Genomic DNA, 15,986 nt, shown 5'->3' on the forward strand with positions numbered 1-15,986 from the left:
TCCTTGAGGGTACTGGCGCTTTTCCCACGTCCCCCGCGCCTTTGAAACTTCGCAAAGAGCGGAAGGAAAAGTCTGCCTTTATCGTAAGAAATGCCCCGAGAAGGACTTTTGAAGGTTAACACCACCACTTCCGCCGCAAAGCCGGTGCAATATATGGAAACAGATCGCTGCAGGCGTGACGGCAAGCCGCCCACCGGCGTCCCGTAAGGGAGGGCGCTGCAAAGACCCCAGCACCCGCAGAGGTGCCACCCCAACCAATGCCTAACCCGTGAGTGAGCTATGGAACCCGGAAACGCCCAACTGTCGATGACGGTATTGATGACCCCTGATATGGCCAACTTTTCCGGCAATGTCCACGGCGGCACCCTGCTCAAATACCTCGACGAAGTGGCCTACGCCTGTGCGAGCCGTTACGCCGGGCGTTACGTGGTGACACTGTCGGTGGACCAGGTGATTTTTCGCGAACCGATCCACGTCGGCGAGCTGGTGACCTTCCTCGCATCGGTCAACTACACCGGCCACACCTCAATGGAGGTGGGCATCAAGGTGGTGACCGAGAACATCCGCGAGCGCTCCGTGCGCCATACCAACAGCTGCTTCTTCACCATGGTGGCCGTGGACGACCAGCGCAAACCCGCCGCCGTGCCGCCACTGCAACCGCACAACAGCGAAGACCGCCGCCGGTTTGCGCAGGCGCAGCAACGCCGGCAGATTCGCCAGGAGCTGGAAAAGCGCTACCAGGAAATCAAAGCCGACGCGCTGTAAGTTCCGGACTGTAAACCCAATCAAAATGTGGGAGGGGGCTTGCTCCCGATAGCGGTGGTTCAGTCACATATGCATTGACTGACACACAACTATCGGGAGCAAGCCCCCTCCCACATTCGGTTTTGTGTAGTTACAGGTCGATCGGCGTGGCTTCGAAGCGCACACGGGGATGGGCAATACGATCCTGGGCACGTACCAGCTCCAGTTCATAACTGGCGCAGGCCTGGGTTTCCAACAACACTTCATGCACCGCCGCTGCGGTGAACTCGAAAGCAGCCAGCAGGCTGTCGCCCAACAACACCCGCGCCAGGAACAACCCCGACGTCAGGTCGCCCACGCCCACCGGCTGCCGGGGAAACGCCAGCAGCGGCCGACGCAGGTGCCAGCAGCCGTCGGCCGTCACCAGCAGCATTTCAAAGCCATCCGGCAACTTACCCGGGTAATCCAGGTGCTTGACCAGCACGGCCTTGGGCCCGCGTGCCAGCAAGGCTTTGGCCATGCCCAGGCAGTCGAACAGCGATTGCGGCTTGCGTCCGGCGAAGCTGTCCAGTTCCAACTGGTTGGGGCACAGGAAGTCGGCCATGGCGGCGGCTTCGTCGAGCAGAAAATCACTGACTTCCTGCGGCACGATGCAGCCCTTTTCCGGATGGCCCATCACCGGGTCGCACAGGTACAAAGCCTTGGGATTGATCGCCTTGATGCGCGCAACGCCGGTGAGGATCGCCCGGCCTTGGGCCGCGCTGCCCAGGTAGCCGGAGAGTATGGCGTCGCAATTGCCCAATTCACCGATGGCCGCAATACCTTCCACCAGCGCTGGAATCTGCTGCGGCGCTAACACTTCACCCGCCCACTGGCCATACTGGGTGTGGTTGGAAAATTGCACCGTGTTGAGCGGCCACACGTTCACCCCGACCCGCTGCATGGGGAAAACGGCGGCGCTGTTTCCGGCGTGGCCAAAGACCACATGAGACTGGATCGCAAGCAGATGAGGTGTGCGTTTCATGCGGGAGATTTCCGTAAAACCATTGAAATTCTGGTCGCGCAGTATGCGACCAAACGCAGCCTGTACGACAGACCAGCGACACAGTTAAGCTGCTCTCACTTTGTTGGAGTTTTTCGCATGCTGACCCTGGGAAACATCTTCGTGTTGATGCTGCTGGCGACCGGCGCCGCCTGGGTATGGCACAACCACGGCCTGCGCGAGCGTGCGCTGGAGCGGGTCAAACAGCATTGCGCCAAGCTCGATATCGAGCTGCTCGACGGTGCCGTGGCATTGAAACGCATCGGTTTTGTGAAGGATGCCAAAGGCCGGCGGCGCCTGGCGCGCATCTACAATTTCGAATTCACTGTGACCGGCGAAACCCGCCACCCCGGGACCATCACCCAGTTCGGCGCCCACAGCGCACAGATCGAACTGGCGCCGTACCCGTTCGAGATCAAGACGCCGCTGCCCAGCGCCGACGTGATCGAACTCAGCCAGTGGCGCCAGGACCACGCCAAGCACCGTCAATGACGGCAGGCTGCGAGCGCTTGCTGTAGCGCGGCCACGTCCTGTGGCGCGCTGAAAATCAATTCGATACGCGAATCACGCCGCCATTCGCTGGGTTGCCAGACGAGTGGGCGGTTATCCACCGCGTTGCCGGAGATCCAGCCGTCGCTGCTGTGGATAACCAGTTTGGCGCGGCGCCAATCAAGGCTTGCCAGCCATTGTGCCAGCCGCCGGCGATCGAATGACTGACTCGGATGCCAGCGCCAACCAATGCTCCAGCCGCCCTCCTGGGCCTGACTCAAGCAGATCGGCAGCGTGGGGTCGCTCCACACAGCGTGCATTTGCGCCAAGCCTCTGGGTGCCACGAAGTTATCCACAGCCACGGCAGCCCGCGCATTCAGGCCTGGCAAGCGTTGCAACGGCAATTGCGCCTGACGCGTCCAGTACACCGGAACCTCGGGTAACTGCCGTTCGATCGCCTTGCGCTGTGCCGCGTCCAGCGCCTCATCCTTGTTCAGGACCAACAGGCCGGCGCTGGTAAGTGCTTCGCGCTGTGCGTCAGGCAAGGGTTTGCCCGCCGCCAGGGCTTGCGCATCCAGCACCAGCACACAAGGCTGAACCGCCAGCACGCCTAACCATGGCACCTCGCGCAATTGCTTGAGCACCTGCGCCGGGTGCCCGAGCCCCGAGGGCTCGATAAACAGGCGGTCCGGCTTGGCCTTACGCAGCAAGCGGCCAAGTCCGACCTGGAACGGTGCACCATTCACACAACACAAGCAGCCACCCGCCACTTCGCCCAGGGCAATGCCGTCATCCGCCTGGGTCAGTAAGGCCGCATCCAGGCCGATCTGCCCGAATTCGTTGATCAACACCGCCCAGCGCTCGTTGGCCGGGCGTTGGGCAAGCAGGTGTTTGATCAGGCTGGTCTTGCCGGCGCCCAAGGGGCCGGCAATCACATGGGTGGGAATGTTCTGAAGCATAGAGGGCATCATTCAGGCCGTGTAGAGCGTTTGATCCTACGCGGTTATGCCAGCCAATCCAGCGTCAGAATTAACCGTCGTTCACCGGTTTTAAGCGACGGCGAACGGTGAATCAGCCCGTGCCCTTCGTTGCCATGCCACTTCGTGCCCTTGAGCAACGCCACTTCGCCGCAGTGAATCTGCTCGATACGCTCGCTGGGCTCGGCATCCGCGTGGCCCAACTGGCGGCGGTCCATCACGCCTTCGCGCAACCATTGGCTGCCGATGCCGGCATACGTGGTGATCAGCCGCACCGGCACATGATCGACGTGAAAGCGCGGGCACATGGCTTTGTCCAGCAAGCGCAAACGCACGCCGATACGCCGGGCGCCGAGCAGGCAGGCAAACGCGCTGACCAGCCACGACACATCGGCGATAAACCCTTCATAACCTTCAAGATCACAGCAATTTGCGGCTAAACCCTGCACGTTCGGCACCGCGTCTTCGCTGCCCAACTCGATGACCAGCGACTCGGCCAACGTTTCGTTGAGCGCCATCAGCAAGACGCCGAATTCGGCGATGTGCAACGGCAGTTGGCGCTGCCACAGCGCCAGGTTGACGCCGTCTTCAAGGATATCGGACAGCGTCAGCGGGGTGTCGCCGCAGGTCTGGCGGATCACCGGGCGCAGGGGAATGAGCGGTGCCAGCATCAGGCGGCCGCCTCTTCATACCAAGGGCCAAAAGGATCGGCCAGCAAGGACCACGCGTCGACGCCCTGGGCCATTTCTGCATCGGTGAGCAGGCAGGCGTCCAACTCGTCACGCATCTGCGCGAAGTCGATGTTCTGCCCGATGAACACCAGTTCCTGGCGGCAGTCGCCGCTGCTCGGTTGCCAATTGCCCATGATCGCCGCGACGCTTTCTTCGTCCTGCGGCCACTGGCTTTTCGGCACAAAGCGCCACCAACGCCCGGCAAAGCCATGGCGCATCAAGCCCCCAGCCTGGGACCAACTGCCGGCGTCCTGATGCTTACTGGCCAGCCAGAAAAAACCCTTGGAACGCAGGAGTTTGCCGTTCACCCAAGGGCGGTCGATAAACGCGAAAAAGCGCTGCGGATGGAACGGTCGGCGCGCGCGGTAAGCCGTAGAGGCGATGCCGTACTCTTCGGTTTCCGGCACATGCTCGCCGCGCAGCTCCTGCAGCCAGCCGGGGGCCTGGGCGGCGCGGTCGAAATCGAAGCGGCCGGTGTTGAGGATTTTGTTCAGCGGCACTTCGCCCATGACCATCGGGATGATTTCCGCCTGGGCGTTCAGGCGTTCGAGGATGGCCATCAGTTCCTCACGCTCGTGGCGGCCGATCAGGTCGATCTTGCTGATCAAGATGACGTCGGCAAATTCGATCTGCTCGATCAACAGGTCAGTGATTGAGCGTTCGTCGTCTTCGCCGAGGGTTTCGCCGCGTGAAGCCAGGCTTTCGGCGGCCTGGTAGTCGAGCAGGAAGTTCATGCCATCGACCACGGTGACCATGGTGTCCAGCCGCGCGACATCGGCCAGGCTCTGCTCGTTTTCATCGCGAAAGGTGAAGGTTTCGGCCACGGGCAACGGTTCGGAGATGCCGGTGGATTCGATCAGCAGGTAATCGAAGCGACCTTCCCTGGCGAGTTTTCCGACCTCTTCGAGCAGGTCTTCGCGCAAGGTGCAGCAGATGCAGCCGTTGCTCATCTCCACCAGCTTTTCTTCGGCGCGGTTGAGGGTGACGTCGCGCTGCACCTCGCCGCCGTCGATATTGATTTCGCTCATGTCGTTGACGATCACCGCCACCCGCAGGTTGTCGCGATTGCGCAGGACATAGTTGAGCAGCGTACTTTTACCGGCGCCGAGAAAGCCGGACAACACGGTAACGGGAAGGCGATTGGGCATCAGGTCATTCTCATCAGATCGCCCGCTTAAGCCGGGCTGTATTTAATGTTATATTATAACAATACAAATAAGCCAATCCCCCGCTTGCCCATCATGACCAACGGGGCAATGCTGGCACCTGTCTACGTCGAGAAACCCTATGAAATATCTACTGTGCAGCCTGCTGTTGTTCATCACGGCCGAAGCCTGCGCCCAAGTACCGAGCCTGTCGGCGAACTGCACGCGCAGCGCCACCCTGCTGGCTTGCGTCGACCCACTGGGCAACGCCTACAGCGTGGCGACGGTCGGCAGCACCACGTATTTGCGTGGTTTCGAAGTGATCGGCCAGCGCCACTGGGCTCAGACCAACAGCCGTTACGGGCAACTGACGTTCTTCACCGGCTTGGCCTCGGACGGCGAGGCGTGGGTCGGCTACACGCGGCGCGTGGGCTGGACCACGATCAACCGATTTTCCAGCTCCGGTGGCGCCAGCGCCACGTTCACCTGCAGCCGCGTGACCGGCTGTTAGGCCTGGTTGTTTTTCTGTTCCTGGACCCAAGCCATGTAGCTGTTCACCGGCGGGTTCTTCTGGAAATAGCGCTGCAGGCCGACGAACAACCCCTCCGCCACCGCCTGTTGATGCCGCGCCGTGACCAGCCGCGCACTGTCCCGCGCATTGGAGATAAACCCGGTTTCCACCAGGATCGACGGCACGTCCGGTGACTTGAGCACCGCGAACCCGGCTTGTTCCACGCGCTTCTGATGCAACGAGGTGATGCCTTCCAGGCTACCCAGGATCGAGCTGCCCAGTTGCAGGCTGGAGGCGATGGTGGCGTTCATCGACATGTCGAGAATCACCCCGGCCAGCATCGGGTCCTTGTCCTTGAGGTTCAGCAGACTGGTGGCGCCCAGCAGGTCGGCGCCGTTTTCCCGTTGCGCCATGAAACGCGCCGTGGCCGAGGTGGCACCGCCTTCGGACAAGGCATACACCGACGCCCCCGACGCGGTGATCCGTGGTGCCGCATCCGCATGCACCGAGATAAACATGTCGGCGTTGTGTTTGTGGGCGATCTCCACGCGCTTGCGCAGCGGCACGAAGAAGTCATCGTTGCGCACCAGCTTCACATCGAAACCTTTCTCGCGCTTCAAGCGTTTGGCCAGCAATTGGGCAATGGACAGCACCACGTCTTTTTCGCGCTGGCCCTTGGAACCAATAGCGCCGGGGTCTTTGCCGCCGTGGCCGGGATCGACCACCACGATGATGTCGCGCTTGGGGTGCGCCCTGTCGACCGGCGGTTTGGGTGCGGCCGCTATCGGGTGAGGAACCTGAGTGGCGCTGCTGAGATCAAGCACCAGCCGGTGCCCTTGCCCATCCCCGGGCGGCAACAAAAAGCTGGTGAGCTGCATCGGCGTGGCGAGGTCCAGCACGATGCGCGTATCCGCCTTGCCAAAGTGCCCGGAGCGAATCGAGGTGATCCCGCTGTTCTTCAAGGCCAACTGAGAGAAGTCGCCACTGAGCCCGGCGCCGCTCAGGTCGATGATCAGGCGTTCCGGCGCGGTCAGGGAAAAAGTCTTGTAGTTCACCGGGCCACTGAGGTCGAAGACCAGTCGCAGCTTGTCGTCCGAGCGCCACAGGCGGGCGTTGCGAATCTGTGTGGCCGACGCGGTGAAGGGCAAGATGAACAGCGGGCTGACCAGGAGCAGGTTAAGGAGCTGACGTCTGTGCATGACAAATACCGCAGATAAAGGAGCGTCCTTACTCGACATGACTGAAAAAAGACCAGAACAGAAAATTCATCGTCGACTCAATAGTTATAATATAACATGTCTTTTTATCGCCAACGATGGACCTGCTCATGAATGCGCTGACTCTGCCGGATATCGCCGCGCAGGCTTCACGCCAAGCCTTGCCGCTCGACTGGGTGGGCATGTGCGGCATCGCCCTGCCCATTTTGCTCGACGGCCACCGCCTGGCCGCCACTGCTGACGCCGGCGTCAGCCTGGACGACGGCACGGCTCGTGGCATTCATATGTCACGCCTGTACCTGGCGCTGGAGAGGCTCGACCAGCAGCCATTGACGCCGGCACTTCTGCGTAAGGTACTGCAGCGTTTTCTCGACAGTCATGAAGGTTTATCTAATAACGCCTACCTGCGTATCCACACCGATCTGCTGCTCAAACGCCCGGCATTGGTCAGTCCACTGGCCGGCTGGAAAGGCTACCCGGTGAGCATCGAAGCGCGTGTGGAAAACCAGATGTTCCACGTGGAACTAAAAATTGACGTTACTTATTCCTCAACCTGTCCGTGCTCAGCGGCCCTCGCCAGGCAGTTGATTCAGCAGCAATTTCTCGAAGACTTCGGCAACACACCGTTGCAGCAGGCCGACGTGCTGACCTGGCTCGGCAGCGCCAATGGCATTGTCGCCACGCCCCACAGCCAGCGCAGCAGCGCGCAACTGCGCGTCCAGTTGCGCGGCGAGCACCTGGCATTGACCGATTTGATCAACACGGCGGAGGCCGCACTCGGCACCGCCGTGCAAACCGCGGTAAAACGTGCGGACGAACAAGCCTTCGCCCTGGCCAACGGGCAGAACCTGATGTTCTGCGAAGACGCCGCCCGCCGCTTGAACCTCGCCTTGAAACGCTCGGATGCCGTCCAAGCCTTCCACCTCAAAGTAATCCACGCCGAAAGCCTGCACGCGCACGATGCCGTGGCCGAAAGCCGCTGGACGAGGCACTCAGCATGATCACCTGTACGGCTTTACGCTGGGGCGCCCCTGGCCAACCACTGACCCCTGCGCTGGACTTGCGCCTGGAAACGGGCAGCCTCACCGGTGTGATCGGCGCCAACGGCACGGGCAAAAGCAGCCTGCTCAAAGTCATCGCCGGCCTGCAAAAACCCCTGGCGGGGAAAGTCACCTTGGACATTCCACGCCGTGGCGGCCTGTCGTTCCTGCCGCAGCAACAGCACCTCGACCGTCAGTTCCCGATCAGCCTGCAAGAACTGGTCGCCGCCGGCTTCTGGGGCTCGCAGCTCAGTGCGCCGCAACGCAGCCAGCGTTTGCAGGCGGTGCTGGAAGACTGGTGCCTGGGCGGCTTGGAACAGCGCCCGTTGATGGCGTTGTCCGGCGGCGAATTGCAACGCGCCCTGCTCGCCCGCATGAGCCTGGCCGACACGCCGGTGCTGTTGCTCGACGAACCCCACGCGGCGCTCGACGAAGACGGCCAGGCTTTGTGCTGGAAACACATCCACGCCTGGCACGATGAGGGCCGCACGGTAGTCGTGGTCTGTCATGACTTGGCCTCCGTGCGTCAACACACCCAGCAAGTGGTGCAGATCAAAAGCACGGGCTGCCTGTTCGGGCCGAGCAAAGAACTGATCCGACCGCAACCGCACATGCAGGTGGCCTGATGCATCTCACCGCGCACCTGTGGCTGCCCTTTGTCGACTTCATCTTCATGCGCCGCGCCCTGATCGGCGGCCTGGTACTCGCCTGCAGCACCGCACCGCTGGGGGTGTTTCTGATCCTGCGGCGCATGAGCCTGATCGGTGACGCCGTCGCCCACGGCATCCTGCCCGGCGCCGCCCTGGGTTTCTGGTTCGCCGGCCTGAGCCTGCCCGCGCTGACCATTGGCGGCCTCGGCGCCGGCCTGAGCATGGCTGGGTTGGCAGCGTGGATCACCCGTCGCACCGGCCTGCGCGAAGACGCCAGCCTGGCCGCCATCTACCCCATCTCCCTCGCCGCCGGCGTGCTGATCCTCGGCCTTGCCGGCAAACGCCTGGACCTGCTGCACCTATTGTTCGGCTCCGCACTGGCCGTCGACGACACCACCTTGACCGGCATGCTCTGGGTCTCTGGCTTCAGCCTGGTCGCCATGGCGCTGATCTACAAACCGCTGCTGCTGGACACCCTCGACCCGCTGTTCCTGCAAACCGTCAGCCGCCTCGGCCCGCTGGCCCACGGGCTGTTTTTGACCCTGGTGGTGCTGAACCTGGTGATCGGTTTCCAAGCCATCGGCGCGCTGATGGTGGTGGGATTGATGATGCTGCCGGCCATCGCGTCGCGGTTCTGGAGCCGGCGCTTGCCGGTGTTGATCGCGGTATCGGCAGTGCTGGGCTGCCTGTCGGTGTGGCTTGGTTTGTTGCTGTCGTTCTATTACTCACTGCCCAGCGGCCCGGCGATTGTGCTGGTGGCTGGTGGTGGGTACCTGCTGTCCGTGGTTTTCGGTCCGGTGCATGGCTTGCTGCGCCGCCCTCCCTTGCTGTCATCCCAATGAGGTGTTTCCCGATGCGCGCTCTATTCGTGCTGTTCAGTCTGCTACTGCCGTTGTCCATGGCCCAGGCCGCCGACAAACTCCAGGTGGTGACCAGCTTCAGTATTCTCGATGACATCACTCACCAGATCGGCGGTGAGCACATCCAGATCAGCAACATGGTCGGCCCCGACGCCGACGCGCATACCTACGAGCCGAGCCCGGACGACGCCAAGGCGCTGCTCAAGGCCAAGCTGATCATCAAAAATGGTCTCGGCTTCGAGCCGTGGCTGGACCGCCTGGTGGCTAGCACCGAAACCCGCGCCACCGTGGTCACCGCCAGCAAAGGCGTGATCTCCCACACCATGGAGGAAGACGGCGAAACCATCCCGGACCCGCACGCCTGGCATAACCTGGCCAATGCCGAAATCTATGTGAACAACATCACCAAGGCGCTGGTGGCCGCCGACCCGGCCAACCAGGCCGACTACCTGCGCAACAGCCAGGCGTACCTGAAAGACATCTACCGCCTGCTCGCCGAGGCCAAGGCCAAGTTCGGCGCGTTGCCCGCGGGCAACCGCCGTATCGTCACCTCCCACGACGCCTTCGGCTACCTGGGCCAGGCCTATGGCATCCAGTTTCTGGCGCCCCAGGGTTTGTCCACCGAGCGTGAGCCTTCAGCCGCTGAAGTCGCCGCGCTGATCACCCAGATCCGCAAGGACAAGGTCAAAGCCGTGTTCATTGAAAACATCAAGGACTCACGCCTGCTCAAACAGATCGCCAGCGAAAGCGGCGCGCAGATCGGCGGCACGCTGTACTCCGACGCCCTCGCCGCAGAAGGCCCGGCCAGCACCTTTATCGGGCTGTTCGAATACAACCTCAACACCCTGTGCGCGGCGTTGGGCAAACCATGATCCGCAAGAACGCGTCCGGCGTGACTGTCTAGTTTGCCCGCCTGGCCTGACACAACGGCCAGGGGCTACACCTGATGGTCGGGGTTAAGCGCGCGGTTTGACGGTGCCGCAGTTATCCCCCAGCCACTGGGCGTGGCTGTCCAGGCTGCCCTTCTGCTGAATGCCGGTGGCGTTGAAGGTGCCGTTGACCGTGGTGGTGAACTCTTTCTGACTCTGGAAGGTGGCCACGCCGGTACCCTGGGCTTTCGGGCAACTGAAACGAAACTTCCACTGGTTGCCGCTCTTGTCGGTCACTTGCTGTTTGCAGCCCGACTGCGGGTCGGTCAGCGGGATCGAGTCGGAGGCGACCTGGGCGGGGGTGAGGCACACCTGGACGCCTTTGCCGGCCATGGCGATGCCTTGTTTTTCCAGCATGGCGCGCTGTTCCGGGGTCATCTGTTGCTTGAGCTGACCGAGAATCAGCGACAGGTCCGGCAGGTCCTGGTTATCCACTTTCATGTTGCTCGTAGTCAATTCCCACAAGCCCGGCGCCAGCATCTGCGCCTGTGCCGCCACGGGCAGTGACAAACCAATAACCATGGCCAAACCTAGCAGACGAGCATTCATCGAGTAACTCCTGGGCAATTGTGGGCGTTAGACGCCACAAAAGTGCCAGTGTTGCACGGCAAAGAAAATAGCGACATTCCTGACCGAACATGGTCTGTTAGGCACTGGATTGCCTGGAGTGACATCGTCCATGGATTTTTTTGGCCCGCACCTGCTCGCCTACTTTATCGCCACGCTGCATTTTCTCGGAACGCTTGCCGCGATCCATGCGGTGCTGACCGTCAGGACCGCCCAAGGCTCGATTGCCTGGGCCTTATCGCTGATGTTCGTACCCTACCTGACGCTGATTCCTTACCTGATCTTCGGCCGCAGCACCTTCGATGCGTACATCCAGGCGCGGCGCCAGGCCAACCAGGAAATGCACACCGCAATCAACGAACTGAACTGGCGCCCGTGGGTCGAGGAAGCCCTGGCCGCACGCAACTCCAGCGCCTACGCCTCGCTGCGGGCGATGCCCAAGCTGGGCCGCATGCCGTGCCTGGCGAACAATGAAGTGCGCTTGCTGATCAATGGTGACGCCACCTTCAGTGCGATCTTCGACGCGATTCGCGGCGCCAAAACCGCCGTGCTGTTCCAGTTCTTCATCATTCATGACGATGAACTCGGCAGGCAGTTGCATGCCTTGCTGAAGGAAAAAGTCGCCCAGGGCGTAGCCGTCTACGTGCTCTACGACCGCATCGGCAGCCACGCCCTGCCCTCTCGCTATGTGCAATCGCTGCGCGACGCCGGGGTGCAGGTCAAGGCGTTCGCCACCCGCAGCGGCTGGCTCAATCGCTTCCAGGTCAACTTCCGCAACCACCGCAAGATCGTGGTGGTGGATGGCATCACCGGGTTTGTCGGCGGGCATAACGTCGGCGACGAATACCTGGGCAAAAAACCGCCACTGGCGCCGTGGCGCGATACCCATGTGCAGGTCATCGGCCCGGTGGTGGCGTGCCTGCAGGAATCGTTTGCCGAAGACTGGTTCTGGGCTGCGCGGGAACTGCCGCCGCTGATCCTGCCGGACACTTACCCCGAAGACGGCGTGCTCTGCCAATTGCTCGCCAGCGGCCCGGCCGACCCTTATGAAACCTGCTCGCTGTTTTTTGTCGAAGCCATCCACGCCGCGACCGAGCGCGTGTGGATTACCAGCCCGTATTTCATCCCGGATGAAGCGGTGTTTGCCGCCCTGCGCCTGGCGGTGCTGCGCGGGGTAGACGTGCGCCTGCTGCTGCCGTCGCGGCCTGACCACCGCATTGTGTATGCCGCCTCCAGCCTTTACGCGATCGAAGCGGTGCGCGCCGGGGTGCGGGTGTTCCGCTATAGACCGGGGTTTCTGCACCAGAAAGTGGTGTTGGTTGACAGCGAAATCAGCGCCATCGGCAGTGCGAATATGGACAACCGTTCGTTCCGGCTGAACTTCGAGGTGATGTTGCTGACCGTCGATGAAGCCTTCGCCCAGCAAGTGGAGCACATGCTGCTCGACGACTTCGCCCAGGCCCATGAAGTCAGCCAGGAAGAAAGCCGCGAAACCCGCCGCCTGCAACAACTGGGCATGCGGATCGCACGGCTTATCTCACCGATTCTCTAACAGACGCTGCAGTAAACATGTGGGAGGGGGCTTGCCCCGATAGCGGTGAATCAGTGCCCAATCCGCTAGCTGACACACCGCAATCGGGGGCAAGCCCCCTCCCACATTTTGTATCCGCCGAGCTGCGGGGAACGCTTCAGCGGTAGATATCTTCCCGCGTCCACGGCAGTTCATGGCTGCCATCGGCGTGGGGTTTTACCGCCAGCATGCCGATCGCGCGGCTTATCTCACCGATTCTCTAACAGACGCTGCGATAAACATGTGGGAGGGGGCTTGCCCCCTCCCATATTTTGCATCCACGGGGCTGCGCGAAAATGCTTCAACGGTAGATGTCTTCCCGCGTCCACGGCAGTTCATGGCTGCCATCGGCGAAGGGTTTTACCGCCAGGATCTGGTGCAGGTTGATCCAGCCCCGCGCAAACGCGTAGGCGCAACCGGCCAGGTACAACCGCCAGATGCGCAATGCCTGCTGCGGCACCAGCTTCGCCGCTGCTTCCAGGTTGTCTTCCAGGCGTTCGCTCCAATGGTCGAGGGTGCGTGCGTAGTGCATGCGCAGGCTTTCTACGTCGACCACTTCGAGCCCGGCTTCGCTGAGCTCGGCGGTCATCATCGCCAGGTGCGGCAGTTCGCCGTTGGGGAATACGTAGCGCTCGATAAAATCCCCGGCGCCACGGCCCACGGGGCGCCCGTCAATGTGCTTGGCGGTGATGCCATGGTTCATCACCAGGCCGCCTTCGCGCACCGCGCCAAACAGGGTCTTGCAGTATTGCGCCAGGTTGGCGTGGCCGACGTGTTCGAACATCCCCACGCTCACCACTTTGTCGAAACGGCCGTCCTGGGGCAGGTCGCGGTAATCGAGCAGTTGCAGGTCCACCTGATCCTCCAGGCCCTCGGCTTTCACGCGCTCTTTGGCCAGGGCCAATTGCTCCTTGCTCAGGGTGATGCCAAACACTTTTACCCCGAACTCCCGCGCCGCATACCGCGCCAGCCCGCCCCAACCGCAGCCGACATCGAGCAAATACTCCCCCGGCTGCAAGCGCAACTTGCGGCACAGGTGGCGGAATTTGTCTTGTTGGGCCTGGTCGATGGATTCGCTGCCGGTTTCGAAGTAACCGCAGGAATACGCCATGTCCTGGTCGAGCCACAGTTGGTAGAACGCGTTGGACAGGTCGTAATGGTAGGAAATCGCCGCCGCGTCAGTGGCCTTGTCGTGGATCGAGCGCACCGGATGATTGTCCGCATCGTCATCGATCAGGGCATAACTCAACTCGTCACACACCCGGATCACCTCGGCGATGGAGCCTTCCAGCTCCAGCTTGCCCTCGACGAAGGCTTCGCCCAATGAATCGAGCGTGGGATGGAAAAGCGTGGACACAACCGTGGGGTCCTTCACCACGATGGTCACACTGGGCTCGGGGCCCAGGTTGAATTCATGGCCGTCCCAGAGTCGAAGACGCAGCGGTAGCTGAAGATTCTGTAAGGCCGGTGGAAGTTGCGCGAGCATGAGTAGTCCCCCCTTGTTTCAGACGTCTGGAAAGAGGGTAGACCATCCCACGACAACGTAGGAAGCTATCGATTTCATAACCTGCGCTTATGAAAATCGGCGTTCGAGCAAACCGTCCTGAATCCACTGTTTCAGCCACGAGACCGCTTGCAGGGGCGCACCCTCTCCATAGCTGACTGCCAACTGTGCGCACAGTTCTGAAAAACACCAGCCGGTGGTCACCATACCCGCCAAGGCGCAGGTTTCTGCGGGTTCCAGGCTGCGGTAGCGGCACACCTGCTGATGGCGCCACACCAGGCAGATCTGCGGCGTATCCAGGGGCTGGCCGGCGCGCAAGTCCGACTGGGCCTTGCCGGCGCGCCAGGTCTCTACGCTGTTGAAGCGGCAGAGTATCTGCTGAACGGTCGGCGCCAGGGTGACCTGCAAACCCGGCCAGTCGTGCGGTGACAGTCGCGCCATGTCGTCCAGGGTCAGCGGCGTACCCGGCGGCGCATCGAACGCCAGGGTAAAGGCCCACTCCAGCCGCGCCAGCTCAGACAGCGGGGCGCTTTGCTCAGCCACCAGGTGCTCCTGGATAAACGCCGCGAACCGCTGGCCCAACCAGCGCAAGCTGTAGTGGGCAGAGGGATAGCGACGCACGTAGGCCTCGGTCAACGAGGCGAATTCGTCATCCCCGAGCCAATACCAGAGGGCGCCGAAGTCTTGCCGTAACACGTCCTGCAACCGCGACAGGTAGGCATTGTGATAAATCGCCAGGCCCGTTTCCACATCCAGCGTAGGACCACCAAGCAACGTGGCGGCAAAGCCAGTGCCGGCCACAGGGGTTTCGGCCAATAAGTGCTCTTCGAAGGCCAGTTGCCAATCCGTCAGGCGCATAACGCTCTCCTGGCCAAGGCGGTCGCACCCAGCGTGCGGGCCTTGTCCAACTCGCTGAGCAGCTCTTCGAACGGCGGAAAATGGTCATCGCGCTCCAGCAACGTCGAGACCGGGCCCAGGTGCTCCAGGGTCTGTTGATACAGCGCCCACACCGGATCACACACCGGATGGTCATGGGTATCGACCACGTAATCGCCGTAGTCCATATGCCCCGCCAAATGCAGTTGGCGGATGCTCTGCGGCGGCAGGTTGTGAATGAACGTCCAGGCATCAAAACCGTGATTGCGCGAGCTGACGTACACATTATTGACGTCCAGCAGCAACTGGCACCCCGTCAATTGGGTCAGCGCGTTGAGGAATTCCCACTCGGTGAATTCATCCGCCTTGGCGCGCACATAGCTGGAGACGTTCTCCAGCACCAGCGGGCGCTGCAACACATCCTGCACCTGCAACACACGACTGGCCACGTGATACAGGCTTTCTTCGGTGTAAGGCAGGGGCAGCAGGTCATGCAATTGGTGCGCGCTGCCACGGCTCCAGCACAGGTGATCGGAGATCCACGCCGGCTGGATGCGCGCGGCGAGTTGCTGGAGCTGCTTGAGGTAATCGATATCGAGGGCATGGGGCCCGCCGATGGACAGGGACACACCGTGCATCACCAGCGGGTAGCGCTCGGCGATCGCGTCCAGGTAGTACAAGGCTTTACCGCCCTGCACCAGGTAATTCTCGGAGATCACTTCGAACCAATCCACGGCCGGCGATTGTTCAAGGATCTGCTGGTAGTACTCACTGCGTAGACCCAGGCCGTAACCCAGGCTCGGAAGGGACATGGACATCAGACACTCCTGGGCAAACGTGTCCGCAGCGGCAGGTGGCCGCTGCGGGGTACGCGGGGGCCGATTACTCGCCGACTTTGCCACCGGCCTTGTCGCACGCAGCCTTAGTCATGGCCTTGAAGCCATGACCCTTGCAAACCGCTTGGCCCTTGCAGGCGTTTTCAGCGGTCTTGCAGTCATTCATGCCTTTGCAGGAGGTGACGCCGTAGCAATGCACCGCAGCGTCGGCGGCCTGTACCTGGGTGGTGACACCGGCAAACAGGGTGGCAGCAGCGAGCGCCAGGGCAGCACCGGAAATGGCGTTTTTGATGGTCAT

The 15,986-nt window shown here is 61.8% G+C and carries 18 protein-coding genes; 8 read left to right on the forward strand and 10 right to left on the reverse strand.

Annotated elements, in window-relative coordinates; translation table 11 throughout:
• Positions 1–279: 279 nt before the first annotated feature.
• Complete coding sequence (locus ACS5Q8_RS29080) at positions 280–765, forward strand: acyl-CoA thioesterase (protein ID WP_276195530.1); 486 nt, start codon at positions 280–282, stop codon at positions 763–765.
• Positions 766–895: 130 nt separating this feature from the next.
• On the opposite strand, the gene pdxY is transcribed toward ACS5Q8_RS29080, so the two are convergent.
• Positions 896–1,768 carry a pyridoxal kinase PdxY gene (pdxY, locus tag ACS5Q8_RS29085; RefSeq protein WP_247402955.1) on the reverse strand — a complete coding sequence of 291 codons (873 nt, stop codon included), beginning with the start codon at positions 1,766–1,768 and terminating at the stop codon, positions 896–898.
• Between the two features lie 117 nt (positions 1,769–1,885).
• On the opposite strand from pdxY, the gene ACS5Q8_RS29090 reads away from it, so the two are divergent.
• Entirely contained in the window at positions 1,886–2,278 is a 393-nt protein-coding gene (locus ACS5Q8_RS29090; RefSeq protein ID WP_017850040.1) for a DUF3301 domain-containing protein, read from the forward strand.
• Here the strand turns inward: ACS5Q8_RS29090 and ACS5Q8_RS29095 are convergent.
• The 3 genes from ACS5Q8_RS29095 to zigA are packed head-to-tail and all read right to left on the reverse strand — an operon-like array spanning position 2,272 to position 5,131.
• The gene (locus ACS5Q8_RS29095; protein ID WP_443696849.1) at positions 2,272–3,234 is read right to left on the reverse strand and encodes a CobW family GTP-binding protein; all 963 of its coding nucleotides are present in this window, start codon (positions 3,232–3,234) and stop codon (positions 2,272–2,274) included. The genes ACS5Q8_RS29090 and ACS5Q8_RS29095 overlap by 7 nt on opposite strands.
• Before the next feature lie 44 nt (positions 3,235–3,278).
• On the reverse strand, positions 3,279–3,923 hold the full coding sequence (locus tag ACS5Q8_RS29100) for a DUF1826 domain-containing protein (RefSeq protein ID WP_465159693.1): 645 nt from the start codon (positions 3,921–3,923) through the stop codon (positions 3,279–3,281).
• Positions 3,923–5,131 (reverse strand): zinc metallochaperone GTPase ZigA, encoded by a 1,209-nt coding sequence (gene zigA, locus ACS5Q8_RS29105; RefSeq protein WP_276195533.1) that lies wholly within the window; start codon positions 5,129–5,131, stop codon positions 3,923–3,925. The genes ACS5Q8_RS29100 and zigA overlap by 1 nt, the downstream gene beginning before the upstream one ends.
• Before the next feature lie 139 nt (positions 5,132–5,270).
• Between zigA and ACS5Q8_RS29110 the strand changes: the two genes are divergently transcribed.
• Entirely contained in the window at positions 5,271–5,639 is a 369-nt protein-coding gene (locus ACS5Q8_RS29110; protein ID WP_443694279.1) for a glutamine synthetase, read from the forward strand.
• Here the strand turns inward: ACS5Q8_RS29110 and ACS5Q8_RS29115 are convergent.
• Positions 5,636–6,838, reverse strand: coding sequence for an N-acetylmuramoyl-L-alanine amidase (locus ACS5Q8_RS29115; RefSeq protein WP_276195535.1), 1,203 nt, complete (start codon positions 6,836–6,838; stop codon positions 5,636–5,638). The genes ACS5Q8_RS29110 and ACS5Q8_RS29115 overlap by 4 nt on opposite strands.
• A 128-nt stretch (positions 6,839–6,966) precedes the next feature.
• Between ACS5Q8_RS29115 and folE2 the strand changes: the two genes are divergently transcribed.
• From folE2 to ACS5Q8_RS29135, 4 genes are read left to right on the forward strand one after another with little or no spacing between them, the layout of a single operon-like run.
• Positions 6,967–7,857: a GTP cyclohydrolase FolE2 gene (gene folE2, locus ACS5Q8_RS29120; protein ID WP_426102226.1), complete on the forward strand. Its 891-nt coding sequence runs from the start codon at positions 6,967–6,969 to the stop codon at positions 7,855–7,857.
• Positions 7,854–8,522, forward strand: a complete 669-nt coding sequence (locus tag ACS5Q8_RS29125; protein WP_426102228.1) for a metal ABC transporter ATP-binding protein — start codon at positions 7,854–7,856, stop codon at positions 8,520–8,522. Before folE2 ends, ACS5Q8_RS29125 begins: the two co-directional genes overlap by 4 nt.
• On the forward strand, positions 8,522–9,388 hold the full coding sequence (locus ACS5Q8_RS29130) for a metal ABC transporter permease (protein WP_276195538.1): 867 nt from the start codon (positions 8,522–8,524) through the stop codon (positions 9,386–9,388). Before ACS5Q8_RS29125 ends, ACS5Q8_RS29130 begins: the two co-directional genes overlap by 1 nt.
• Before the next feature lie 11 nt (positions 9,389–9,399).
• A complete protein-coding gene (locus ACS5Q8_RS29135; RefSeq protein ID WP_253400201.1) occupies positions 9,400–10,278 on the forward strand; it encodes a metal ABC transporter substrate-binding protein in 879 nt (292 codons plus the stop codon).
• A gap of 84 nt (positions 10,279–10,362) precedes the next feature.
• On the opposite strand, the gene ACS5Q8_RS29140 is transcribed toward ACS5Q8_RS29135, so the two are convergent.
• Positions 10,363–10,884 carry a DUF3617 domain-containing protein gene (locus ACS5Q8_RS29140; RefSeq protein WP_276195539.1) on the reverse strand — a complete coding sequence of 174 codons (522 nt, stop codon included), beginning with the start codon at positions 10,882–10,884 and terminating at the stop codon, positions 10,363–10,365.
• 130 nt (positions 10,885–11,014) lie between these two features.
• On the opposite strand from ACS5Q8_RS29140, the gene cls reads away from it, so the two are divergent.
• Positions 11,015–12,454: a cardiolipin synthase gene (gene cls / locus ACS5Q8_RS29145; protein WP_276195540.1), complete on the forward strand. Its 1,440-nt coding sequence runs from the start codon at positions 11,015–11,017 to the stop codon at positions 12,452–12,454.
• A gap of 319 nt (positions 12,455–12,773) precedes the next feature.
• Here cls and cfaB read toward each other — a convergent pair whose 3' ends face one another.
• The 4 genes from cfaB to bufA2 form a co-directional block, all read right to left on the reverse strand.
• Complete coding sequence (cfaB, locus tag ACS5Q8_RS29150) at positions 12,774–13,958, reverse strand: C17 cyclopropane fatty acid synthase CfaB (RefSeq protein ID WP_426102230.1); 1,185 nt, start codon at positions 13,956–13,958, stop codon at positions 12,774–12,776.
• 87 nt (positions 13,959–14,045) lie between these two features.
• Positions 14,046–14,834 (reverse strand): HvfC/BufC N-terminal domain-containing protein, encoded by a 789-nt coding sequence (locus ACS5Q8_RS29155; RefSeq protein WP_276195542.1) that lies wholly within the window; start codon positions 14,832–14,834, stop codon positions 14,046–14,048.
• Positions 14,825–15,670 carry an MNIO family bufferin maturase gene (gene bufB, locus ACS5Q8_RS29160; protein ID WP_443694272.1) on the reverse strand — a complete coding sequence of 282 codons (846 nt, stop codon included), beginning with the start codon at positions 15,668–15,670 and terminating at the stop codon, positions 14,825–14,827. The genes ACS5Q8_RS29155 and bufB overlap by 10 nt, the downstream gene beginning before the upstream one ends.
• Before the next feature lie 64 nt (positions 15,671–15,734).
• On the reverse strand, positions 15,735–15,986 hold the full coding sequence (gene bufA2, locus ACS5Q8_RS29165; protein WP_247404852.1) for a BufA2 family periplasmic bufferin-type metallophore: 252 nt from the start codon (positions 15,984–15,986) through the stop codon (positions 15,735–15,737).

The sequence above is a fragment of the Pseudomonas sp. PAMC25584 genome, from assembly GCF_058135675.1.

Excerpts from the sequence above, each read along its gene's own strand:
- ACS5Q8_RS29080 (WP_276195530.1), top strand. The coding sequence starts at position 280 with ATGGAACCCGGAAACGCCCAACTGTCGATGACGGTATTGATGACCCCT.
- pdxY (WP_247402955.1), bottom strand. The coding sequence starts at position 1,768 with ATGAAACGCACACCTCATCTGCTTGCGATCCAGTCTCATGTGGTCTTT.
- ACS5Q8_RS29090 (WP_017850040.1), top strand. The coding sequence starts at position 1,886 with ATGCTGACCCTGGGAAACATCTTCGTGTTGATGCTGCTGGCGACCGGC.
- ACS5Q8_RS29095 (WP_443696849.1), bottom strand. The coding sequence starts at position 3,234 with ATGCTTCAGAACATTCCCACCCATGTGATTGCCGGCCCCTTGGGCGCC.
- ACS5Q8_RS29100 (WP_465159693.1), bottom strand. The coding sequence starts at position 3,923 with ATGCTGGCACCGCTCATTCCCCTGCGCCCGGTGATCCGCCAGACCTGC.
- zigA (WP_276195533.1), bottom strand. The coding sequence starts at position 5,131 with ATGCCCAATCGCCTTCCCGTTACCGTGTTGTCCGGCTTTCTCGGCGCC.
- ACS5Q8_RS29110 (WP_443694279.1), top strand. The coding sequence starts at position 5,271 with ATGAAATATCTACTGTGCAGCCTGCTGTTGTTCATCACGGCCGAAGCC.
- ACS5Q8_RS29115 (WP_276195535.1), bottom strand. The coding sequence starts at position 6,838 with ATGCACAGACGTCAGCTCCTTAACCTGCTCCTGGTCAGCCCGCTGTTC.
- folE2 (WP_426102226.1), top strand. The coding sequence starts at position 6,967 with ATGAATGCGCTGACTCTGCCGGATATCGCCGCGCAGGCTTCACGCCAA.
- ACS5Q8_RS29125 (WP_426102228.1), top strand. The coding sequence starts at position 7,854 with ATGATCACCTGTACGGCTTTACGCTGGGGCGCCCCTGGCCAACCACTG.
- ACS5Q8_RS29130 (WP_276195538.1), top strand. The coding sequence starts at position 8,522 with ATGCATCTCACCGCGCACCTGTGGCTGCCCTTTGTCGACTTCATCTTC.
- ACS5Q8_RS29135 (WP_253400201.1), top strand. The coding sequence starts at position 9,400 with ATGCGCGCTCTATTCGTGCTGTTCAGTCTGCTACTGCCGTTGTCCATG.
- ACS5Q8_RS29140 (WP_276195539.1), bottom strand. The coding sequence starts at position 10,884 with ATGAATGCTCGTCTGCTAGGTTTGGCCATGGTTATTGGTTTGTCACTG.
- cls (WP_276195540.1), top strand. The coding sequence starts at position 11,015 with ATGGATTTTTTTGGCCCGCACCTGCTCGCCTACTTTATCGCCACGCTG.
- cfaB (WP_426102230.1), bottom strand. The coding sequence starts at position 13,958 with ATGCTCGCGCAACTTCCACCGGCCTTACAGAATCTTCAGCTACCGCTG.
- ACS5Q8_RS29155 (WP_276195542.1), bottom strand. The coding sequence starts at position 14,834 with ATGCGCCTGACGGATTGGCAACTGGCCTTCGAAGAGCACTTATTGGCC.
- bufB (WP_443694272.1), bottom strand. The coding sequence starts at position 15,670 with ATGTCCATGTCCCTTCCGAGCCTGGGTTACGGCCTGGGTCTACGCAGT.
- bufA2 (WP_247404852.1), bottom strand. The coding sequence starts at position 15,986 with ATGACCATCAAAAACGCCATTTCCGGTGCTGCCCTGGCGCTCGCTGCT.